The organism is Microbulbifer agarilyticus (assembly GCF_001999945.1).
Taxonomy (GTDB): domain Bacteria; phylum Pseudomonadota; class Gammaproteobacteria; order Pseudomonadales; family Cellvibrionaceae; genus Microbulbifer; species Microbulbifer agarilyticus_A.
Window position 1 is genome coordinate 593,105 of record NZ_CP019650.1, and the last position, 17,177, is coordinate 610,281.

16 protein-coding genes are annotated in these 17,177 nt (G+C 56.8%); 11 read left to right on the top strand and 5 right to left on the bottom strand.

Features of this window, described 5'->3' with window-relative positions:
- Positions 1 to 6: 6 nt before the first annotated feature.
- The 3 genes from Mag101_RS02410 to Mag101_RS02420 all read right to left on the bottom strand — a co-directional run bounded on the left by Mag101_RS02410 (position 7) and on the right by Mag101_RS02420 (position 4,664).
- Positions 7 to 1,305, bottom strand: a complete 1,299-nt coding sequence (locus tag Mag101_RS02410; protein WP_077400290.1) for a L,D-transpeptidase family protein — start codon at positions 1,303 to 1,305, stop codon at positions 7 to 9.
- Between the two features lie 228 nt (positions 1,306 to 1,533).
- On the bottom strand, positions 1,534 to 3,525 hold the full coding sequence (locus tag Mag101_RS02415) for a L,D-transpeptidase family protein (protein WP_077400293.1): 1,992 nt from the start codon (positions 3,523 to 3,525) through the stop codon (positions 1,534 to 1,536).
- 299 nt (positions 3,526 to 3,824) lie between these two features.
- A complete protein-coding gene (locus tag Mag101_RS02420; protein ID WP_077400296.1) occupies positions 3,825 to 4,664 on the bottom strand; it encodes an NRDE family protein in 840 nt (279 codons plus the stop codon).
- Positions 4,665 to 4,754: 90 nt separating this feature from the next.
- Between Mag101_RS02420 and lgt the strand changes: the two genes are divergently transcribed.
- The 10 genes from lgt to Mag101_RS02470 all read left to right on the top strand — a co-directional run bounded on the left by lgt (position 4,755) and on the right by Mag101_RS02470 (position 13,446).
- Positions 4,755 to 5,639, top strand: a complete 885-nt coding sequence (gene lgt / locus Mag101_RS02425; RefSeq protein ID WP_077400299.1) for a prolipoprotein diacylglyceryl transferase — start codon at positions 4,755 to 4,757, stop codon at positions 5,637 to 5,639.
- 24 nt (positions 5,640 to 5,663) lie between these two features.
- Positions 5,664 to 6,497, top strand: coding sequence for a thymidylate synthase (locus Mag101_RS02430; protein ID WP_077400302.1), 834 nt, complete (start codon positions 5,664 to 5,666; stop codon positions 6,495 to 6,497).
- Positions 6,497 to 7,015 carry a dihydrofolate reductase gene (locus Mag101_RS02435; protein ID WP_077400305.1) on the top strand — a complete coding sequence of 173 codons (519 nt, stop codon included), beginning with the start codon at positions 6,497 to 6,499 and terminating at the stop codon, positions 7,013 to 7,015. Before Mag101_RS02430 ends, Mag101_RS02435 begins: the two co-directional genes overlap by 1 nt.
- 273 nt (positions 7,016 to 7,288) lie before the next feature.
- Positions 7,289 to 8,071 carry a DUF3450 domain-containing protein gene (locus Mag101_RS02440; protein ID WP_077400308.1) on the top strand — a complete coding sequence of 261 codons (783 nt, stop codon included), beginning with the start codon at positions 7,289 to 7,291 and terminating at the stop codon, positions 8,069 to 8,071.
- Positions 8,068 to 9,438 carry a MotA/TolQ/ExbB proton channel family protein gene (locus Mag101_RS02445; protein WP_077400311.1) on the top strand — a complete coding sequence of 457 codons (1,371 nt, stop codon included), beginning with the start codon at positions 8,068 to 8,070 and terminating at the stop codon, positions 9,436 to 9,438. Before Mag101_RS02440 ends, Mag101_RS02445 begins: the two co-directional genes overlap by 4 nt.
- 14 nt (positions 9,439 to 9,452) lie before the next feature.
- On the top strand, positions 9,453 to 9,980 hold the full coding sequence (locus Mag101_RS02450) for a MotA/TolQ/ExbB proton channel family protein (protein WP_010131796.1): 528 nt from the start codon (positions 9,453 to 9,455) through the stop codon (positions 9,978 to 9,980).
- A 145-nt stretch (positions 9,981 to 10,125) separates the two neighbouring features.
- Positions 10,126 to 10,527 (top strand): ExbD/TolR family protein, encoded by a 402-nt coding sequence (locus Mag101_RS02455; RefSeq protein WP_010131795.1) that lies wholly within the window; start codon positions 10,126 to 10,128, stop codon positions 10,525 to 10,527.
- Between the two features lie 5 nt (positions 10,528 to 10,532).
- Positions 10,533 to 11,156: an energy transducer TonB gene (locus Mag101_RS02460; protein WP_077400314.1), complete on the top strand. Its 624-nt coding sequence runs from the start codon at positions 10,533 to 10,535 to the stop codon at positions 11,154 to 11,156.
- Between the two features lie 12 nt (positions 11,157 to 11,168).
- Positions 11,169 to 12,506, top strand: a complete 1,338-nt coding sequence (locus Mag101_RS02465; protein ID WP_077400316.1) for a tetratricopeptide repeat protein — start codon at positions 11,169 to 11,171, stop codon at positions 12,504 to 12,506.
- A 277-nt stretch (positions 12,507 to 12,783) separates the two neighbouring features.
- Positions 12,784 to 13,446, top strand: coding sequence for an energy transducer TonB (locus Mag101_RS02470; protein ID WP_077400319.1), 663 nt, complete (start codon positions 12,784 to 12,786; stop codon positions 13,444 to 13,446).
- A 77-nt stretch (positions 13,447 to 13,523) separates the two neighbouring features.
- On the opposite strand, the gene Mag101_RS02475 is transcribed toward Mag101_RS02470, so the two are convergent.
- Positions 13,524 to 14,192: a type 1 glutamine amidotransferase domain-containing protein gene (locus tag Mag101_RS02475; protein WP_077400322.1), complete on the bottom strand. Its 669-nt coding sequence runs from the start codon at positions 14,190 to 14,192 to the stop codon at positions 13,524 to 13,526.
- A gap of 97 nt (positions 14,193 to 14,289) precedes the next feature.
- On the opposite strand from Mag101_RS02475, the gene Mag101_RS02480 reads away from it, so the two are divergent.
- Positions 14,290 to 15,195, top strand: a complete 906-nt coding sequence (locus Mag101_RS02480; RefSeq protein WP_077400326.1) for a LysR family transcriptional regulator — start codon at positions 14,290 to 14,292, stop codon at positions 15,193 to 15,195.
- Between the two features lie 70 nt (positions 15,196 to 15,265).
- Here Mag101_RS02480 and ilvD read toward each other — a convergent pair whose 3' ends face one another.
- Entirely contained in the window at positions 15,266 to 17,101 is a 1,836-nt protein-coding gene (gene ilvD, locus Mag101_RS02485; protein ID WP_077400328.1) for a dihydroxy-acid dehydratase, read from the bottom strand.
- Positions 17,102 to 17,177 lie beyond the last annotated feature (76 nt).

Genomic DNA, 17,177 nt, shown 5'->3' on the forward strand with positions numbered 1-17,177 from the left:
CCACCATTACTCTGCGGCGTTTTTATCGAGCTGGTAAACATCCGGGCGAAAATTCAGTAAGCCTTCCTCATCCACCCACGCCGTCCAGTAGACAATATGCACCGGGATTGGCTGGTTCAGCTCTACCGAGCGGGTGCGGCTGCCGGTGGTGAACCTTGCCAGTCGCTCCTGATCCCACTTGCCGGGTTTGCCCTGATCCGCGAGGACAATTTGCGCCAGCTCCCGCGGTTTCTGCAGGCGTACACAACCGTGGCTAAAGGCGCGCTGGTTGCGCCCGAAGAGTTCTTTCTTCTGCGTGTCATGCAGGAAAATGGCTTGTTGATTAGGGATGATGAATTTGAAACGTCCGAGGGCGTTCCCTTCGCCGCCTCGCTGTCGCAGGGCTACGCCACCCAGACGCAGGGCGCGCAGGTTGGAGCCGCTGAAGGGCACAGCTTTGCCGCGATTGTTGACTAGCCGGTAGCCCCGGGACGTTAAAGTGCCGGCACCTTTGGGTAACAGTTCCTTGAGGGCGATACTGCGCGGCACCGTCCAAGTGGGGTTGAATACTACCCGGGTCATGCGGGTGCTCAAGCGCGGTGTCTGGTGCTTGGTTTTACCCACCACTACGCGCATGCGGTATTGCTCCTGCTCGTTCTCCATCAGGCGCAGGGTGTATTCCGGAATATTTACCACCAGATAGCGCGGCCCCAGATCTTTGGGGGTTTGCTGCCAGCGTGCCAGATTGGCCTCAAGGGTCTCGAGACGTTTTTTAGGCGGCGTATTCAGTGCGTCGCGGGTGCGTTTATCGACGACACCATCGGCGCGCAGCCCGTGCCGGCGCTGGAAGCGTTCTACGCCCTTGCGCAGTTGTTGGTCGTAAAGATCCGCTGTGGACTTTGTTTTGTCGTTTGCCGCGGCCATGTCGGTCGAAAGAGTCAAATCGCCGTATTGCATCAGCAGGCTGCGCAGTGCTTTGACCCGTTCATCACGCACCCCAGGCGCCAGCGGCTGCCCCGCAGGCAGCGGTTGCCAGTTATCGGTAGTGCTGAGCGACTGGTAGCGCGCCAATTCTTCACGCATCAACGCGTACTGGCGGCCGTAAGGTGTGTAGGGACTGTAAGAAGTGGTTTGGTCAGTGGCTGCGGGACTTGTCGGGGTTGAACGCTCGCGAGTACTTTGGCCGGCCGCGGGGGCCTTCTGTTCCGTCTGATCCTTCTGGTTTGGTGTTGCTGGTGCAGGCTGATCCAGCGCAATCGTATCAATGGATAGCGACAACAGCATTGCCGCGCTGAAAGTGACTGGATATCCCAACTTATTGCCCATCGCTGACCCCTGTCTGTGCCGGGGCAGCTGGCTTGGCCCCTGATTACCAATCAAATACAGCGCGCGATCTGCGAGCGCTGTGCATTAATTGGTAATTTGTGACCGGAATGGCGGCAAATACGATTGGGGTATGCGGATTGAGGATGTCCGGCGGTTTAGGAATATAGGGGGCTAAATTGTGCCGGGTGGTTCCTTCACCCGGCGGTTTCATGGGCAGTGAGAGAAGTCTTAGAACTGGTTTGCGGCGAGGCCGTCCTTGCCGTAGATGTCCGGGCGGAAGTGCATGCGCCCCTGGCCATCGACCCAAGCTGTCCAGTAGGTCAGGTACACCTTCACGTTCTTGCTCATGCGTACCTCGGTGGTGTCGTCGCCGGTGGTCAGTTGTTCAATGCGATAGCGACTCCAATCCCCGGGTTCTTCCTGCAGCAGTACCTCGGCCAACTGGCGGGGTTTCTCCAGGCGAACACAGCCGTGGCTATAGTCACGATCGGTCAGGCTGAACAGGCTCTTGGCGCGGGTGTCGTGCAGATAAATGTCGTCGGAGTTCGGGATCTCGAACTTGATCCGACCCAGAATATTCTGCTCACCGCCTTTCTGGCGCATCAGGAAGCCACCGGCGGCTGCGCGTTTGAGGTTCTGGGAGTTGAGTGGCAGGTATTCGCCACTGCCATTCACCACGCGGTAACCCAGATTTTCCATGCCGTGCGGGTTGGCGCGGGCCTTGGGCAGAATCTCACTCACCAGAATACTGCGCGGTACCGTCCAGGTGGGGTTGAAGACAACGCGGGCCACGCGGGTGTTGATTTCCGGGGTCTGATGGACCTTCTTACCCACCACCACATTCATCGACAGCTTGACGCGATCCTGTTCCACATAGTTCAGGCGATATCCCGGGATATTGACCTGAATAAAGCGGTTGCCCAGGTTGGCTGGCAGTTTCTCGCGGCGACGAATATTGGTTTCGATAATGCGCGCACGGGCGGAAGGCGAGATGTTCATGCGCTGGCGGGTCTGCTTGCCAACAATGCCATCTGGTTTCAGGCCGTGACGGATCTGGAAGCGGACCACCGCATTGTGCAGGCGCTGGTCAAACTTCTTGCTGTTGATATCGTCACCGAAGCCGTAATAGTCCCCGTACACCGTCAGCATGTTACGCAGGTGAATCACATTCGCGTGCTTGGCGCCGAGCGTCATCGCCGGCCCGGCGGGCAGCGGACGCCAGCGGCCGGATGCGGCCATATTACGGTAGCGGGCGAGCTGCTCGCGCAAGGCCTGTGCATCGGAGCCAAACGGGGTGTTTTCCTCGACATACAAGCCTTCGCCATGGGATGGAGTCAGGCCTGAGCCTTCATCCGACAGGCTGCGGAAGCGTGGCATTACACGCGGATAAGAGCGGTTTGAGGTGTACGGGCGCGGATAGCTACGGGTGGAGTAGCGAGCGTTGTGGCTAGGCGCGTAGCGAGAGCCGCTGCTGTAAACCTGGCGCCCCTGGGAGGAGCGCTGGGTGTAATAGCGCGAGCGATTCACCGTTTTGCTGCCGCGGTTGTAGCCGCGGAAATACTGGCGCCCTGATTGACTGCTGTAGCTGTTATTGGCGAGCTGCAGTCCGTCAAGCAGTGTGTCGGTGTCACTACGCTGGCTTACCATTTGGAAGCCGCCCTCGGTGGCATTGACCGGGGTGATGTGTTTATCGCGCAAGCGTAAACGTGGGTGGTGCTTCGGCGCTTTGGGGCGCAGCTTGTCCAGCTGGGTGTCCTGCGCATAGGAGATAAACGCGTCGGTCAGCAAGACGTCGAGTACCGCGGCCATTTGCAGCCGCTGCGGCGTGTCGCGCAGGGTGCGGTCGAAGTAACCCAGGTGATAACGGTAATCCACCATGCTGCTGGGGTTGCCCGAGCTAGACGCGGTCAGCTGTTTGAGCAGGTCGTTTGCGGTATCGCTGAGACTGTAGTTATCAAACCACAGCAGGCGGTAATCCGTGCGGCGGTAGATGCGGCGCACGGCAATTGGATTGAAGATTGGGTCCTGAGCGGGCCAGGCGTCCGGGTTGTTCTCCAGCCAGTTCACCAAGTGCGGGCGCACGGCATTTTCCGGCAGTACCGGGACCGTTTCTTGATTGGCAGTGAAAGCATAATAGAGGGCAAACACGCACAAGCTGCCGAGAAAAATAAGCGGCAGGGCCGATTTGCGTTTGCGACGCTCTGGAATGAAATATGACATGGTACCTCAGCGATACTGCAGGGCGCCGGTTTACAGTGCGGAAGCCGGGGCCCGATCGTTCATACCTTCCCAACCTTCGGCGCGCCTCTCCTCGAAAAACCGGTGAAAGTGTTCACCGTCAGCGCACCTGAGTCGAGCATCCCGCGCGACCTTCCTTTTATTAAAGCGAATCGAGAGAACGACTTGCGCGTATCTCAACGTCCGCTTGCCTGTGCACTTAAGTATGGCAACAAATGCGAAATTTGCTTGGCGTTAGATTCATTTAATCTTGTGTCGCTGGCGCGATTTAGATTGTGGCCTTAGGAGGTGGGTGGATTCAGGCGAAAATGGCGTGCGGAGCCAGTGCGCTGACCATTTTCGTAACCCTGTTCCCAAAACTGGATGCCGCCGTTGCGGTCAACCGCGACCAGTGAGCTGACACGAGTACCGTAGCCGGCGGCGAGAGGTGTCCCGGCAGGTACATCTCCGTCGACGATGTGCACAAAAATTGACGATAGCGCGCTCTCGAGGGCTTCGCCCACTCCGGTATCGGGTAGTTCTGCGCACGGTGCCCGGCGGCTGTCGGCCAGCAGATTGAGTGCCGGGGTCACAAAGTTGTTCTTATCCAGAGTGCTGGGCAAGTCTGCGGTGAGCTCGGCCAGCGCTGCGCACCCGTGAATGACCTTGGGCCAGGGGGAATCCGGTGCCCCGTTGGAGATGCCGTGCACGCCCGCGGTAATCGCAAAGGGCTCGTGGCGATTGCCGGCGCACACCAGAGCCGGGTTGCTGTCGTCGTCGAGCAGGTTGGCATCGAACAGCAGGCTATTGAAGCCCCGATAGCGTGGCCCCTGGATTCTCTGGGCGAAGGCGCAGGGTGTTTGCTCGCCAGTCAGAAAATTGACCGGAATCTCACCGCGCGACAGCGGTTCTGCCGGGTCCGGTATCTGTGGCTCGCGCATATTGGTGACTGCGGCGACACGTCCGTTCGGTGCGACACCGAGCCAGGTCCCGCCTGCCTCCAGGTCACGACCTGCCGTGATCGCTCGGTCACGCCAAGGGGCAGCGGTTTCTGTGGCGCGAGCATAGAATTCATCCCGATTGGCCAGCACAATCAGTGGGAACTGGGGGTGTTGGCGGTAAGCGATTAGAAGTAGGCACATGGAAATTCTTCTCCGGGGCAATCCCGGGCTTTTACTGACAATAGGTTTCCAACCATAATAACGCCCACTTTTCATAACCGCGGTTTCAGCATGCTGACGTACCCCGAGATCGATCCCGTTGCGGTGGCCATTGGGCCGCTGCAGATTCACTGGTATGGCCTGATGTATCTTGCAGGCTTCGCTGCCGCCTGGTGGCTTGCCATGCGTCGGGCGCAGAAGCCCTGGTCGCCGGTGATCAAGTCAGAAGTAGAGGATCTGATCCTATTCTGCGCCATCGGTGTGGTGGTCGGCGGTCGCCTCGGATACATGTTCTTTTACAACTTCAGCGAGTTGCTGGCCCACCCGCTTAGCCTGTTCAAGGTGTGGGAAGGGGGGATGAGCTTCCATGGCGGGCTGATCGGCGTGATGCTGGCTGCCACTATTTATGCGCGCAAGATCGGTACAACCTTCCCGGCGCTGATCGACTTTGTTGCCCCACTGGTCCCGATTGGCCTTGGCCTCGGGCGTTTGGGCAACTTTATCGGCCAGGAACTGTGGGGGCGTGAAACGGACGGCCCTTGGGGAATGGTGTTCCCTCGCGACCCGGAGTTGCTGGTGCGACACCCTTCTCAGCTCTATCAGGCCTTCCTCGAAGGGTTGGTACTGTTCGTAGTGCTGTGGATCTATTCCAGCAAGCCGCGTCCGCGCCTGGCGGTCGGCGGCCTGTTTGTCCTGCTGTATGGCGTTTTCCGCTTCCTGGTGGAGTTTGTGCGCCAGCCGGATGTCGGCATCGAGGTGATGTTCGGATGGATGACGCGCGGCCAGCTGCTATGCCTGCCGATGATCGCGGCCGGTATCATCATCCTGGTGTGGAGCTACCGCACCCAGCCGCTGCCAGAAGGGCGTGGTCAGGGTGAGGATGGCGACAGTAAGTCCAAGGGCGATAGCGCCAAGAGTAAAGGCGGCGCGAAACTGAAAAGAAGCGCTGCCAAGTAAGTGATTTTAAGAATACGCAATTAGATGAAACAATATCTCGAATTGATGCGCCATGTGCGCGACAACGGCACGCTGAAGAGCGACCGCACCGGTACAGGCACCCGCAGTGTATTCGGTTATCAGATGCGCTTTGACCTGTCGGAAGGTTTTCCGCTGGTCACCACCAAAAAGTGCCACTTGCGCTCCATCATTCACGAGCTGCTGTGGTTCCTGAAAGGCGATACCAGCATCGGTTACCTGAAGGACAATGGGGTGCGTATCTGGGATGAATGGGCCACCGAAGAGGGTGATTTGGGGCCGGTGTACGGTTACCAGTGGCGCTCCTGGCCCACCGCGGACGGACGGCATATCGACCAGATCAAAGATCTGGTGCAGCAGCTAAAGACTCGTCCGGATTCCCGTCGTCTCATCGTCAGTGCCTGGAATCCCTCCGATTTGCCCGATGAAGGGGTTTCGCCGAGCGCGAATGCAGAGGCCGGCAAAATGGCGCTGGCCCCCTGTCACGCGCTGTTTCAGTTCTATGTGGCGGACGGCAAGTTGTCCTGTCAGCTGTACCAACGCAGTGCCGATATTTTCCTCGGCGTACCGTTCAATATTGCCTCCTACAGCTTGCTTACGCTGATGCTGGCCCAGGTCTGTGGCCTGCAGCCCGGTGACTTTGTTCACACTTTTGGTGATGCGCACCTGTATTCCAACCATTCGGAGCAGGTAGAAGAGCAGCTTTCCCGTCAGCCCTTGCCGAAGCCGCAAATGGTGCTGAATCCAGAGGTGAAGGACCTTTTTGAGTTCCGTTTTGAGGACTTTGAGCTGAAGGGCTACGAGGCCTATCCCCATATTCCCGCGCCGGTGGCGGTGTGATGGCGGAGTCAAAGACCCCTATTGCCATGATCGTGGCGATGGCGCGCAACGGCGCTATCGGCCGCGAGAACACCCTGCCTTGGAGTATCTCTGGGGACCTGCAGTTTTTCAAGCGCACCACCCTGGGCAAGCCTGTAGTGATGGGGCGCAAGACCTTCGAATCCATCGGGCGCCCGCTGCCCGGTCGGCAGAATATTGTTATCACCCGCAACAGCGCGTGGCGCGCTGATGGTGTAGAGGTGGTTTCCTCGCTGGAAGCGGCTATCGCTCTGGCAGAAACCGCTGCACAGCAGGCGGGGGCGAGTGAGTTGATGGTCATTGGTGGGGCTGAGATCTACCGCCAGGCTCTGCCGCTTGCCCAGCGCCTGTATGTGACGGAGGTGGATGCTGAAGTCGACGGGGACGCGTTCTTCCCGAATATTGATAACACCTGGAAAGAGGCCTCCCGGGACTGTTACCCGGCCTCGGAACGGGATGAATACAACTACTGCTTAGTCCAGTACGACAGGTTTATTTAAATACAATTTGACCAAAAAACACTCTTTCGGGTAGATTTGGTTAAATGTTGTACAGAGTAAATAGCTGCAAATGTGTGCATCAACCCCGCGGGTGTTACCCGGGTGTTACCGTGCTACACAGGCGGGCCGACGTAGTCAATCGGCATTTGAATAATCAAATCGGCTGTTTACAATGTGCGGCTCTTAGCTGTCTTCAAACCAATAAACTACCGCGTTGTGGCAGCTAATCCATCGCGACCATGTTGTGAAATATTGAACCCACTGGGGGGTCTAATGAAAACCAAGCGATTCATGGCTGTGGCGCTGACCACTGCGCTGTCTGCCGGCGCACTGTACGGTAGCGTAGCCACTGCGGATACAATCGACACCGTTCTAAAGGTTGGCCAGCAGAAAACTGCCGCCGCAACTGCATCTCAAAAGCGCATCGACAAGATCGCTCAGGAAACCTCTGACCTGCTTCAGCAGTTCAAAGTAGTAAACAAAGAGATCGACGGTCTGCGTGTATACAACCGTCAGCTCGAAAAGCAGCTGGCTAACCAGTTGACCGTGATCAATGACCTCGACGAGTCCATCGATCAAGTAACTGTTATTGAGCGTCAGATTCAGCCGCTAATCCTGCGCATGCTGGACGGCCTGGAGCAGTTCATCGAACTGGACGCACCCTTCAAGCTGGCTGATCGTAAAGCCAACCTGGAAGCGGTTAAGAACAATATGGACCGTTCCGATATCACTGTAGCGGAGAAATTCCGTCAGGTGCTGGAACTTTACAACTTCGAATCCGAATACGCGCGTAAGATCGACAGCTACGGCGACACCCTGAACGTGAACGGTCAGGACCGCGAAGTAAACGTACTGCAGATCGGTCGTATTGCTCTGGTCGCTCAGACTACCGACTCCAAAATCTCCCTGGCCTATGACAAAGAGCAGAAAGCTTGGGTTGAGATCGATTCCGGTGACTACCGCCGCGCGATCATGGAAGGTCTGAAGATCGCCAAGAAGCAGGCCACTCAAGCAATCATGACTATGCCGATCCCGGCTCCGGAGGCTGCACAATGAAAATCTCTATCGCCAAGCGCGTACTAGCGGTTGCAGCCGCTGGCCTGTTCAGCGTTTCTGCTGTTGCACAGGACAAAGCTTCTAACCTGGACCAGCTGCTGAAGATGGTACAGGGCTCCAAGGTTGCTGAATCTGCTGAGCACAAAAAGCGCGAAGCCGACTTCCGTCGCCAGAAAGCCAACCAGGGCTCTCTGCTGCGTCAGGCTGAGAACACCCGTACTTCTGAAGAAGCCCGCTCTGCGGCGCTGGAAAAGAAGTATGAAGAGCAGGAACTGCTGGTTCAGCAGAAGCGCCAGCAGCTGGACGAGCGTCTGGGCTCCCTGAAAGAGCTGTTCGGCCACCTGACCTCTACCGCGGGCGACCTGCGTGCGAATATGGATACCTCTCTGGTTTCTGCGCAGTACCCGGGCCGTGCCGAGTTCCTCGATCAGCTGATCGACAAAATGAACTCTGCGACCAAACTGCCGACCATCCAGGAAATCGAGCGTCTGTGGTACGAAATGCAGCGCGAGACCGTGGAAGCCGGTAAGGTTGTTAAGTTCAACACCACCGTGATCCTGCCAGACGGCGAACAGGTTGATCAGGAAGTTGTCCGTGTAGGTAACTTCAACATCGTTTCCAACGGCAAGTACCTGGAAATGAACGACAACCAGAAGCTGGCCGAGCTGATTCGTCAGCCAAGCGGCAAATTCCAGAGCATGGCAGCTGACCTGCAAGGCGCGAGCAGCGGTTTCTCTCCGTTCGGTGTTGACCCCACTGGTCCTACCGGCGGTTCCCTGCTGAAAGCGCTGATCGCAAGCCCGAGCCTCGCTGAGCGCTGGCACCAGGGTGGCATCGTTGGCTACATCATCACCGGTGTTGGTGTCGTTGCGGTGCTGCTGGCTATCTGGCGTCTGATCGTGCTGTCTGGCGTAAACGCTAAGGTTAACGCCCAGCTGCGCTCCTCTACCCCGAACACCAACAACCCGCTGGGTCGTGTTCTGTCCGTGGCGGAAGAGAACAAAGGCGTTGACGGTGAAACTCTGGAACTGAAGATGGAAGAAGCGGTGCTGAAAGAGCGTCCGGCCATCGAATCCGGCCTGAACCTGCTGAAGATCATCGCCATGGTAGCCCCGCTGCTGGGTCTGCTGGGTACCGTTACCGGTATGATCATCACCTTCCAGGCGATCACCATCTTCGGCGCAGGCGATCCTAAAGCGATGGCTGGCGGTATTTCCTCTGCACTGATTACCACCGTTCTGGGTCTGTGTGTTGCGATCCCGACTGTACTGCTGCACACCATCGTGAACGGCCGCGCCAAGCGTATCCTGCACATCCTGGACGAGCGTAGTGCCGGTATCGTGGCAGAAAACGCTGAGCGTAAGTAAGAGGAGGCGGCAACATGCACGCATTGAATGACGCATGGGCCGCCGTTGTCGCCTTTATGGCGTCGGGCGGGCCAGTACTACTCCTGATCGCCGGCCTGACCTTCTTTATGTGGACGCTGATTTTCGAGCGGTTCTTCTACTTCAAGGGTGGCCTGAAGCACGATGTTCAGGGCGCCGTGGACACCTGGGAGGCACGCCCCGAGCGTAAATCCTGGAATGCCCACCAGATCCGCTACGCACTGGTTTCCCGGGTATCCGAGAAGATTCAGAGCAATATGGACATGATTCAAACTTGTGTTGCCCTTGCGCCGTTGTTCGGCCTGCTGGGCACCGTTTGGGGCATGATCAACGTGTTCGAAGTTCTCGCGATTACCGGCGGTGGTGATGCAAAGCAAATGGCCAGTGGTGTATCCATGGCGACCATCCCGACGATGGCCGGCATGGTAACCGCACTGTCTGGGGTATTTGCTAACACTTACATCACCCGTACCGCGGAACGTGAAACCCAGCTGCTGGAAGACCATCTGACGATGGATCACTAAGGCACCACAATAGCGTTGCCCGGGTGGCGTAAGCCGCTCTGGCAGCCGAGAAGGTTTAGCCAACGAGTGGGCTTTCATTCGTACGCAGTGCGATGAAGGCTCCGGGCCAAATCTCGCTATTAGCATTTCGCTAGAGAGAGTTGCAATGAGCAGAAAAAAGAATACGGCTGAAGAAGAAGGACAAGCGATTGACCTCACGCCCATGCTGGACGTGGTGTTCATTATGCTGATCTTCTTCATCGTCACCGCGACCTTTATTAAGGAGCCGGGTGTCGATGTAATTAAGCCGGAAGCGACAACCGCTGATCTCAGAGCCGCCTCGATTCTGGTAGCGATTAACGACAACAATGAAATCTGGATCGCCAAAGAGAAGGTAGATGACCGCCTGGTGAAAAACACTCTGGAACGTCTCTACGCGGAAAACCCCAAGGGGTGGTTGGTGATTCAGCCCGATAAAAAGGCGAGCATCGAGAAGGTTGCCCTGATCGCGGATGCGGCCAGAAAAATCGGAATCGATAAAGTGTCGGTCGCTACAGAGAAGAGTTAACAGCTATGAACCCGGTAAGACTATTAGGGGCGGGTGCGTTGGCAGTAGTCACCACCATTGCCCTGATCTTCACCATGCATGCGCTGATCGAAGCAAACATGAAGGCTCCCGATGAGGAAGAGCCGATCAAGGTTGCAGACGTCGTCATGCCGGATACCCAGATCGAAACCCAATACGACACCAGCAAGCCGGATAAGCCCGACGAGCCGGAGCAGCCGCCGCCCGATATGCCGGAGCCGGAGTTTGACCAGCCGGATGTAGACAATGCCCTGAACATGTCTGCACCTGCGGCCAACGCCAACCTGCAAGTGGGTGGTATTGGTGGCTTCGCTTCCGAAGGTGACTACCTGCCGATCGTAAAGGTACAGCCGCAGTATCCCCGTCGCGCGCTTCAGCGTGGCATCGAGGGCTGGGTGGTTGTCGAGTACACGGTAACCAAGAACGGTTCTGTACGTGACCCACGCGTTGTGGAAGCTTTCACCCTGGACGGTAAACCCACCACGATTTTCAATCGTGCTGCGGTTAAGTCTGCGCTGAAGTACAAGTACAAGCCGCGGGTTGTTGATGGCGAGCCGATTGAAGTACCTGGTGTTAAAACCAAAATCAGCTTCAACCTGGCCAAGAACTAATAGGGGACGCATATGAATATGACGACCGTGACAAAGAGCCTTTCCCGGCTTGTCCTGCGCACATCCGTAGCGCTGCCCCTGGTCCTGGCGCCTGCGGTTAGCGTAACTGTGCTGGAGGCTGTGGGTGTCTCTGCTTCTTTTGCCCAGGCGGAAGCGCAGAGCGAGAAGAAAACCCGCAAAACTCCGGCGATGCGTGAGAGTGCGTTTAAGTACCTCGGCAAGGCCCAGGAAGCCGCGGACGCGCAGAACTGGCCGGCAGCCCTGGCCGCCCTGCGTGAGATGGAAGCGGGTAAGTCCAAGCTGAACGGTTATGAAACCGCACAGATGTACTACTTCTACGGCTTTGTTTACTACAGCATGGAGAAGTACCCGCAGGCGATTTCCTACTACAAGAAAGTGCTGGAGCAGGGTGAAGAAAACCTGCCGGTGGCGCTGGAAGTAGGTACCTTGCTGACCATTGCCCAGCTGTACTTCGTAACCGAGGACTACAAGCAGGCGATCACCTACCTGAACCGCTGGTTCAAGGTAGCGGATAACGTCAACGCGGACTCCTACGCGCTGCGTTCCCAGGCTTACTACCAGCTGGGTGACAACGCCAAGGCGCTGTCTGATATCAATCAGGCTGTGTCTATGTACAAAAAAGAAGGCAAGGTGCCCAAGGAAAACTGGTACGGCCTGCAGCGTTTCTTGTATTACGACAAGAACAACTACAAGCAGGTGGCCGACGTTCTGGAAGAGCTGGTTAAGCACTACCCGAAAGGTGAGTACTACAAGCAGCTGGCGGGCATGTATGGTGAGCTGAAGCGTGAAGACGATATGCTTCACATGATGGAAGCTGCTTACATTGCCGGTGCCTTGCAGAAAGAGAAAGAGCTGTTGAACATGGCTTATCTCTTTATGGGTGCCGAAATGCCGTACAAAGGCGCCAAGGTAATCGACAAAGGTATGAGCGAGAAGAAGATCGAGCGTACCTCCAAGAACCTTGAAACCCTGGCGCAGGCCTACCAGATGGCTCAGGAACTGCAGAAGTCCATTCCAGAATTGGAAGCGGCTGCCAGCTTGTCTGACAAGGGTGAAATCTACTCGCGTCTCGCGGGTATTTACCTGGACCTGGACAAGAACCAGCAAGCACTGGACATGGGTAGTAAGGCGCTGAAGAAGGGCGGTATCAAACGCGAGGATCAGCTCTTCATCGTACTGGGTATGGCGAATGCCAATCTGAAAAAGTACGATGCTTCTCTCAGTAACTTCAAGAAAGCACTGAAGGACAAGCGTTCTGAAAAGTTCGCCAAACAGTGGATCTCTTTTGTAGAAACTGAGAAGAAACGGGAAGAACAGTTGGCGATGTAATTTCGATTATCTCCAGAGTTTTTCTCCACAAAAAGGCCGCACACTGTGCGGCCTTTTTTTGTGCGTCTATCTAATACGCCTATCTAATACGCGTATCTAATATGAGACACAGGCTAGAAGGCGCTGGCGCATTTTTTGACCAATAAATGCGAATTATTTGCAATTTCGTCAGATTCAACTAAACCTGTAAATAGCTGATCAGCTTTTTCCATCGCCGCGCCGTAGTGATTTGGCGCTGCAATTTAAACAACACCCGAAAATAAAAAGGAGAGGTGTTATGGAACTGGCTTATCCGCTTAATTCCACGTCCCTTCAGTCGATACCGATTCGTTCTGCGACCACATCAATCGTCTTCCTGCGTAATGGCGCAATGGCCTTGGGGGTTACCGGCCTGCTGTTGCTTGGTATGTCGCAGCTTATCGCGACCGACCTGCAAGAACCCCCGGCAGAAATTCTGCCAACCATTGCTCCCATTCATATGCCGGAGATGAAACCGACGGTTATTCGCGAAACGCGTGTCACCAAGCCGCAGGAGCTGCCGCCGCCGATGACGCCATCAACGGTGGACCACACGGTAGAACCCGGCGATATGCCGATCGTGTTTCAGTCGCCAACGACTACCGGCACAAAAGTCGATACCTCAATTGTGACTGCTGACCCGATGCCGATCTACAAGCCGGCGCCGCGTTATCCACGCAGGGCGATCGCAAAAGGTTTGGAGGGCTATGTCGTAGTGGAGTTCACCATTAGCAAAAATGGATCGGTGAAAAATCCTTCGGTGGTTGGAGGCTACGATGCGACGGGCGCGCCAACGGATGTGTTCAATCAATCCGCGCTAAAGGCCGTAGAACGGTTCAAATATCGCCCCACGGTAGTGGATGGTAAACCGGTCGAAAAACACGGTGTTCGCAACCGAATCTCGTACAAGCTGGCGGACTAACTTAACGGAGTAGCAATAGTAACCTCCCGCTACTCAGGTGGCGGGAGGTTACGCTGATTGCTGAAATGATTGCGTGGTTAACTCTTCAGTAGTTTTACCATCGCCTGACCAACGCCACCGGCGGATGCAGGATTTTGCCCGGTAACCAGGCGCTCATGCACCAATATATTTTCGCCCCAGGGGTCTACCTCGTGAAATTGGCCGGCCTTGCTGCTGATCGCATCCTGCAACACAAATGGAATTTGGTCGATGGTCCCGAACTCTTCCTCTTCACGGCGGGTAAAGCACGTTACCGTTTTACCGCTCATGATGTTGCTGCCGTTGGCCAGGGTCACTTCGAGCAGGCCGGCGGGTCCGTGGCACACGGCTCCTACTACGGCGCCGGCGTCATAGCGGGCTGCGGTGATCGCGGCAGCGGCCTTGTCGTGAGCGAGGTCGTTAAGCAAGCCGAATCCACCTGGATAGAATACTCCGTGGTAGTCGTCTGCATTGACGTCCGCAAGCCGTTTGGTATTGGCCATCGCCGACAGTAGACCGCCATCGGCCAGCATCGTGGTGTTCACCGGATCATCCATGTCAGTACCGTAGATTGGTGCTTCACCGCCCTGGATAGAGGCGAGATCGTAAGAAAAGCCTGCATCGTTAAATTCACGCAGCGCGTGGGTTAATTCTGGCGCATAGGTGCCGTTATCTTCCGCATCACCTAACTTGGCACTGTTGGTCACAATCACCAGGATTTTTGTCATCGTTTTCACTCCTCTGTTGGAATGGGCACATACTAGGCCTTTCACTGGTGTGGGATAATCCTGCAAATTTGGAAATCTTTATTGCTGAGGTGCAACAATGGCGCAATTGGATGGCCTACCGGAGTTTCTTGCGGTGGCAGAGACCCATGGGTTTTCTAAGGCCGCACGCCAGCTGGGCGTCTCTACTTCGCATGTGTCGCGCAGGGTAAAGGCACTGGAAGAGCGGCTCGGAGTGTCATTGGTCGCGCGCAGTACCCGAATTGTTCGTCTGACTGAAGCCGGTCGGCAGTATTACCACGAGTGCCGGGATCTGATGAACGGCCTCGAGGCCGTGGAAGAGCAGATCGGGCGTGAGCGTGGTGCCCTGGAGGGGCGTTTGCGTGTGTCTGCGGCCGGTGAGTTCGCCGAACGTTACGTGGCGCCTGCGCTTATGCGATTTGCGTTAGTGCACCCTGCGTTGCAGGTGGAGATCGACTTCAATAGCCGGCTGGTAAATTTCGTTGAAGAGGGGTTTGATCTGGCCGTGCGTTACGGCGATATGCAGGACTCACAACTCATCGCGCGCCCTCTGGTTACGCGCGCTTTAGTATGCATGGCCAGTCCGGAATATCTGGTGACCCACGGCACACCGCAACGACCGCAGGATCTGGCTTACCATCACTGTATTATTGCCAACAGTGATCGCTGGCGTTTTCGTGAGGAGGCTGGAGACACGGAGGTGCGTGTGTCGGGGCGGTGGCGCTCCAACAGTGGGCGCAGTGTGGTGGCCGCCTGCCAGACGGGACTGGGTATCGCGTATTTACCAGGCTCGAGTTTTGGCGAAGCCGCGCATGACGGCACCCTGAAGCCGGTGCTGGAGGGCTACTGGGCGCAGGGTCCGAATACCTGGCTGGTATACCGCGATCATCGACACCTGTCTTTGCGGGTGCGTGCCGCGATCGATTTTTTGTTGGAAACGTTTGCGGACTGGCGGGAGGAAGAGAGCGTGAAACCAGCCGGTTGAGGTGAAAAATAAAAAGGGGCGCTGTGCGCCCCTTTTTATTTGCGGTGTCATTAGATTCCGCTTTCAGCAATCAGTCGATTTCTCGCACCGCGCCCTTGTCGGCACTGGTGGCCAGCAGGGCATAGGCTTTCAATGCACGGCTAACTTTACGCGGGCGTTGCTTCACGGGTTTCCAGCCCTCAGTACCTTTCGCATTCATGGCCTCGCGACGGCGATGCAATTCCGCTTCCGGAATATCCACTTCGATCAAGCGCTTTGGAATATCGATGCGCACCAGGTCGCCGTCTTGCACCAGCCCTATATTGCCGCCGCCAGCAGCTTCTGGAGAGACGTGGCCGATCGACAGGCCGGAAGTGCCGCCGGAGAAACGGCCATCGGTAATCAATGCGCAGGATTGACCTAGACCTTTGGATTTAAGGTAGCTGGTGGGATACAGCATTTCCTGCATACCTGGGCCCCCTTTCGGCCCCTCGTAGCGCACGATCACCGCTTCGCCTTCTTTCACCTTGCCTTCCAGAATATGCGCAACGGCATCTTCCTGGCTTTCTACCACGTGCGCGGGGCCTTCGAACTGCCAGAGTTCCTCTTCTACGCCGGAAGTCTTCACCACGCAGCCGTCCGGAGCGAGGTTACCGAAAAGTACGGCCAGGCCACCTTCGGAAGAGTAGGCGTGCTCGACAGAACGGATGCATCCCTGTTCGCGGTCGCCGTCCAGGTTGTTCCAGCGGCAGTCCTGACTGAACGCCTGCTGGGTTGGAATACCTGCCGGGCCAGCGCGAAAGAATTTGTGTACGTCTGGGTTATCGGTACGACGGATGTCCCACTCTTCCAGTGCGTCCTTGAAGGACTTGCTGTGCACGGTAGGCAGGCTGGCATCGATCAATCCGCCGGCTTCCAATTCGCCGAGAATCGACATTACACCACCGGCGCGGTGCACGTCTTCGATATGATATTTCTGGGTGTTGGGGGCCACTTTACACAGCTGCGGAATCTTGCGGGACAGGCGATCGATGTCTGCCAGGGTAAAGTCGACCTCGCCTTCCAGCGCCGCCGCCAGCAGGTGCAAAATGGTATTGGTGGATCCGCCCATGGCGATGTCGAGGGCCATGGCATTGGTAAATGCCGCGCGATTGGCAATGGTGCGCGGCAGAGCGGATTCGTTGTCTTGCTCGTAGTAGCGCTTCGCCAGGCTAACGATTTCCCGGCCGGCGCGCAGGAACAGCTGCTCGCGGTCCGCGTGGGTGGCGAGCGTGGTGCCATTACCGGGCAGGGACAGGCCCAGGGCCTCGGTCAGGCAGTTCATAGAGTTGGCGGTAAACATACCGGAGCAGGAGCCACAGGTAGGGCAGGCGGAACGCTCATACTCCGCAACTTCCTCGTCGGTGGCGGAATCGGTGGCTGCGATAACCATCGCATCAACGAGGTCCAGCTTGTGGTCGGCGAGCTTGGTCTTGCCGGCTTCCATTGGGCCGCCGGAGACGAAAATCACTGGAATGTTCAGGCGCATGGCCGCCATCAGCATCCCGGGGGTGATCTTGTCGCAGTTAGAGATACACACCAATGCGTCGGCGCAGTGCGCGTTGACCATGTACTCCACGGAGTCGGCAATGATTTCGCGGCTCGGCAAGCTGTAGAGCATGCCGTCGTGGCCCATGGCGATACCGTCATCCACCGCAATGGTGTTGAATTCCTTGGCGACACCGCCCGCTTTCTCAATTTCCCGTGCGACGAGCTGCCCCATATCCTTCAGGTGTACATGCCCGGGCACGAACTGGGTGAAGGAGTTGGCCACGGCAATAATGGGCTTGTGGAAATCTTCATCCTTCATGCCGGTGGCGCGCCACAGGGCGCGGGCGCCGGCCATATTGCGGCCAGCGGTGGAGGTGCGTGAGCGGTACTGAGGCATAGGGCTACTTTTACGTGACGGTTAAACGTGATCTTTTGTGGATAGATTGCGTGAAGCGCGGGCAGGGCTGGCGTGC

Excerpts from the sequence above, each read along its gene's own strand:
- Mag101_RS02410 (WP_077400290.1), bottom strand. The coding sequence starts at position 1,305 with ATGGGCAATAAGTTGGGATATCCAGTCACTTTCAGCGCGGCAATGCTG.
- Mag101_RS02415 (WP_077400293.1), bottom strand. The coding sequence starts at position 3,525 with ATGTCATATTTCATTCCAGAGCGTCGCAAACGCAAATCGGCCCTGCCG.
- Mag101_RS02420 (WP_077400296.1), bottom strand. The coding sequence starts at position 4,664 with ATGTGCCTACTTCTAATCGCTTACCGCCAACACCCCCAGTTCCCACTG.
- lgt (WP_077400299.1), top strand. The coding sequence starts at position 4,755 with ATGCTGACGTACCCCGAGATCGATCCCGTTGCGGTGGCCATTGGGCCG.
- Mag101_RS02430 (WP_077400302.1), top strand. The coding sequence starts at position 5,664 with ATGAAACAATATCTCGAATTGATGCGCCATGTGCGCGACAACGGCACG.
- Mag101_RS02435 (WP_077400305.1), top strand. The coding sequence starts at position 6,497 with ATGGCGGAGTCAAAGACCCCTATTGCCATGATCGTGGCGATGGCGCGC.
- Mag101_RS02440 (WP_077400308.1), top strand. The coding sequence starts at position 7,289 with ATGAAAACCAAGCGATTCATGGCTGTGGCGCTGACCACTGCGCTGTCT.
- Mag101_RS02445 (WP_077400311.1), top strand. The coding sequence starts at position 8,068 with ATGAAAATCTCTATCGCCAAGCGCGTACTAGCGGTTGCAGCCGCTGGC.
- Mag101_RS02450 (WP_010131796.1), top strand. The coding sequence starts at position 9,453 with ATGCACGCATTGAATGACGCATGGGCCGCCGTTGTCGCCTTTATGGCG.
- Mag101_RS02455 (WP_010131795.1), top strand. The coding sequence starts at position 10,126 with ATGAGCAGAAAAAAGAATACGGCTGAAGAAGAAGGACAAGCGATTGAC.
- Mag101_RS02460 (WP_077400314.1), top strand. The coding sequence starts at position 10,533 with ATGAACCCGGTAAGACTATTAGGGGCGGGTGCGTTGGCAGTAGTCACC.
- Mag101_RS02465 (WP_077400316.1), top strand. The coding sequence starts at position 11,169 with ATGAATATGACGACCGTGACAAAGAGCCTTTCCCGGCTTGTCCTGCGC.
- Mag101_RS02470 (WP_077400319.1), top strand. The coding sequence starts at position 12,784 with ATGGAACTGGCTTATCCGCTTAATTCCACGTCCCTTCAGTCGATACCG.
- Mag101_RS02475 (WP_077400322.1), bottom strand. The coding sequence starts at position 14,192 with ATGACAAAAATCCTGGTGATTGTGACCAACAGTGCCAAGTTAGGTGAT.
- Mag101_RS02480 (WP_077400326.1), top strand. The coding sequence starts at position 14,290 with ATGGCGCAATTGGATGGCCTACCGGAGTTTCTTGCGGTGGCAGAGACC.
- ilvD (WP_077400328.1), bottom strand. The coding sequence starts at position 17,101 with ATGCCTCAGTACCGCTCACGCACCTCCACCGCTGGCCGCAATATGGCC.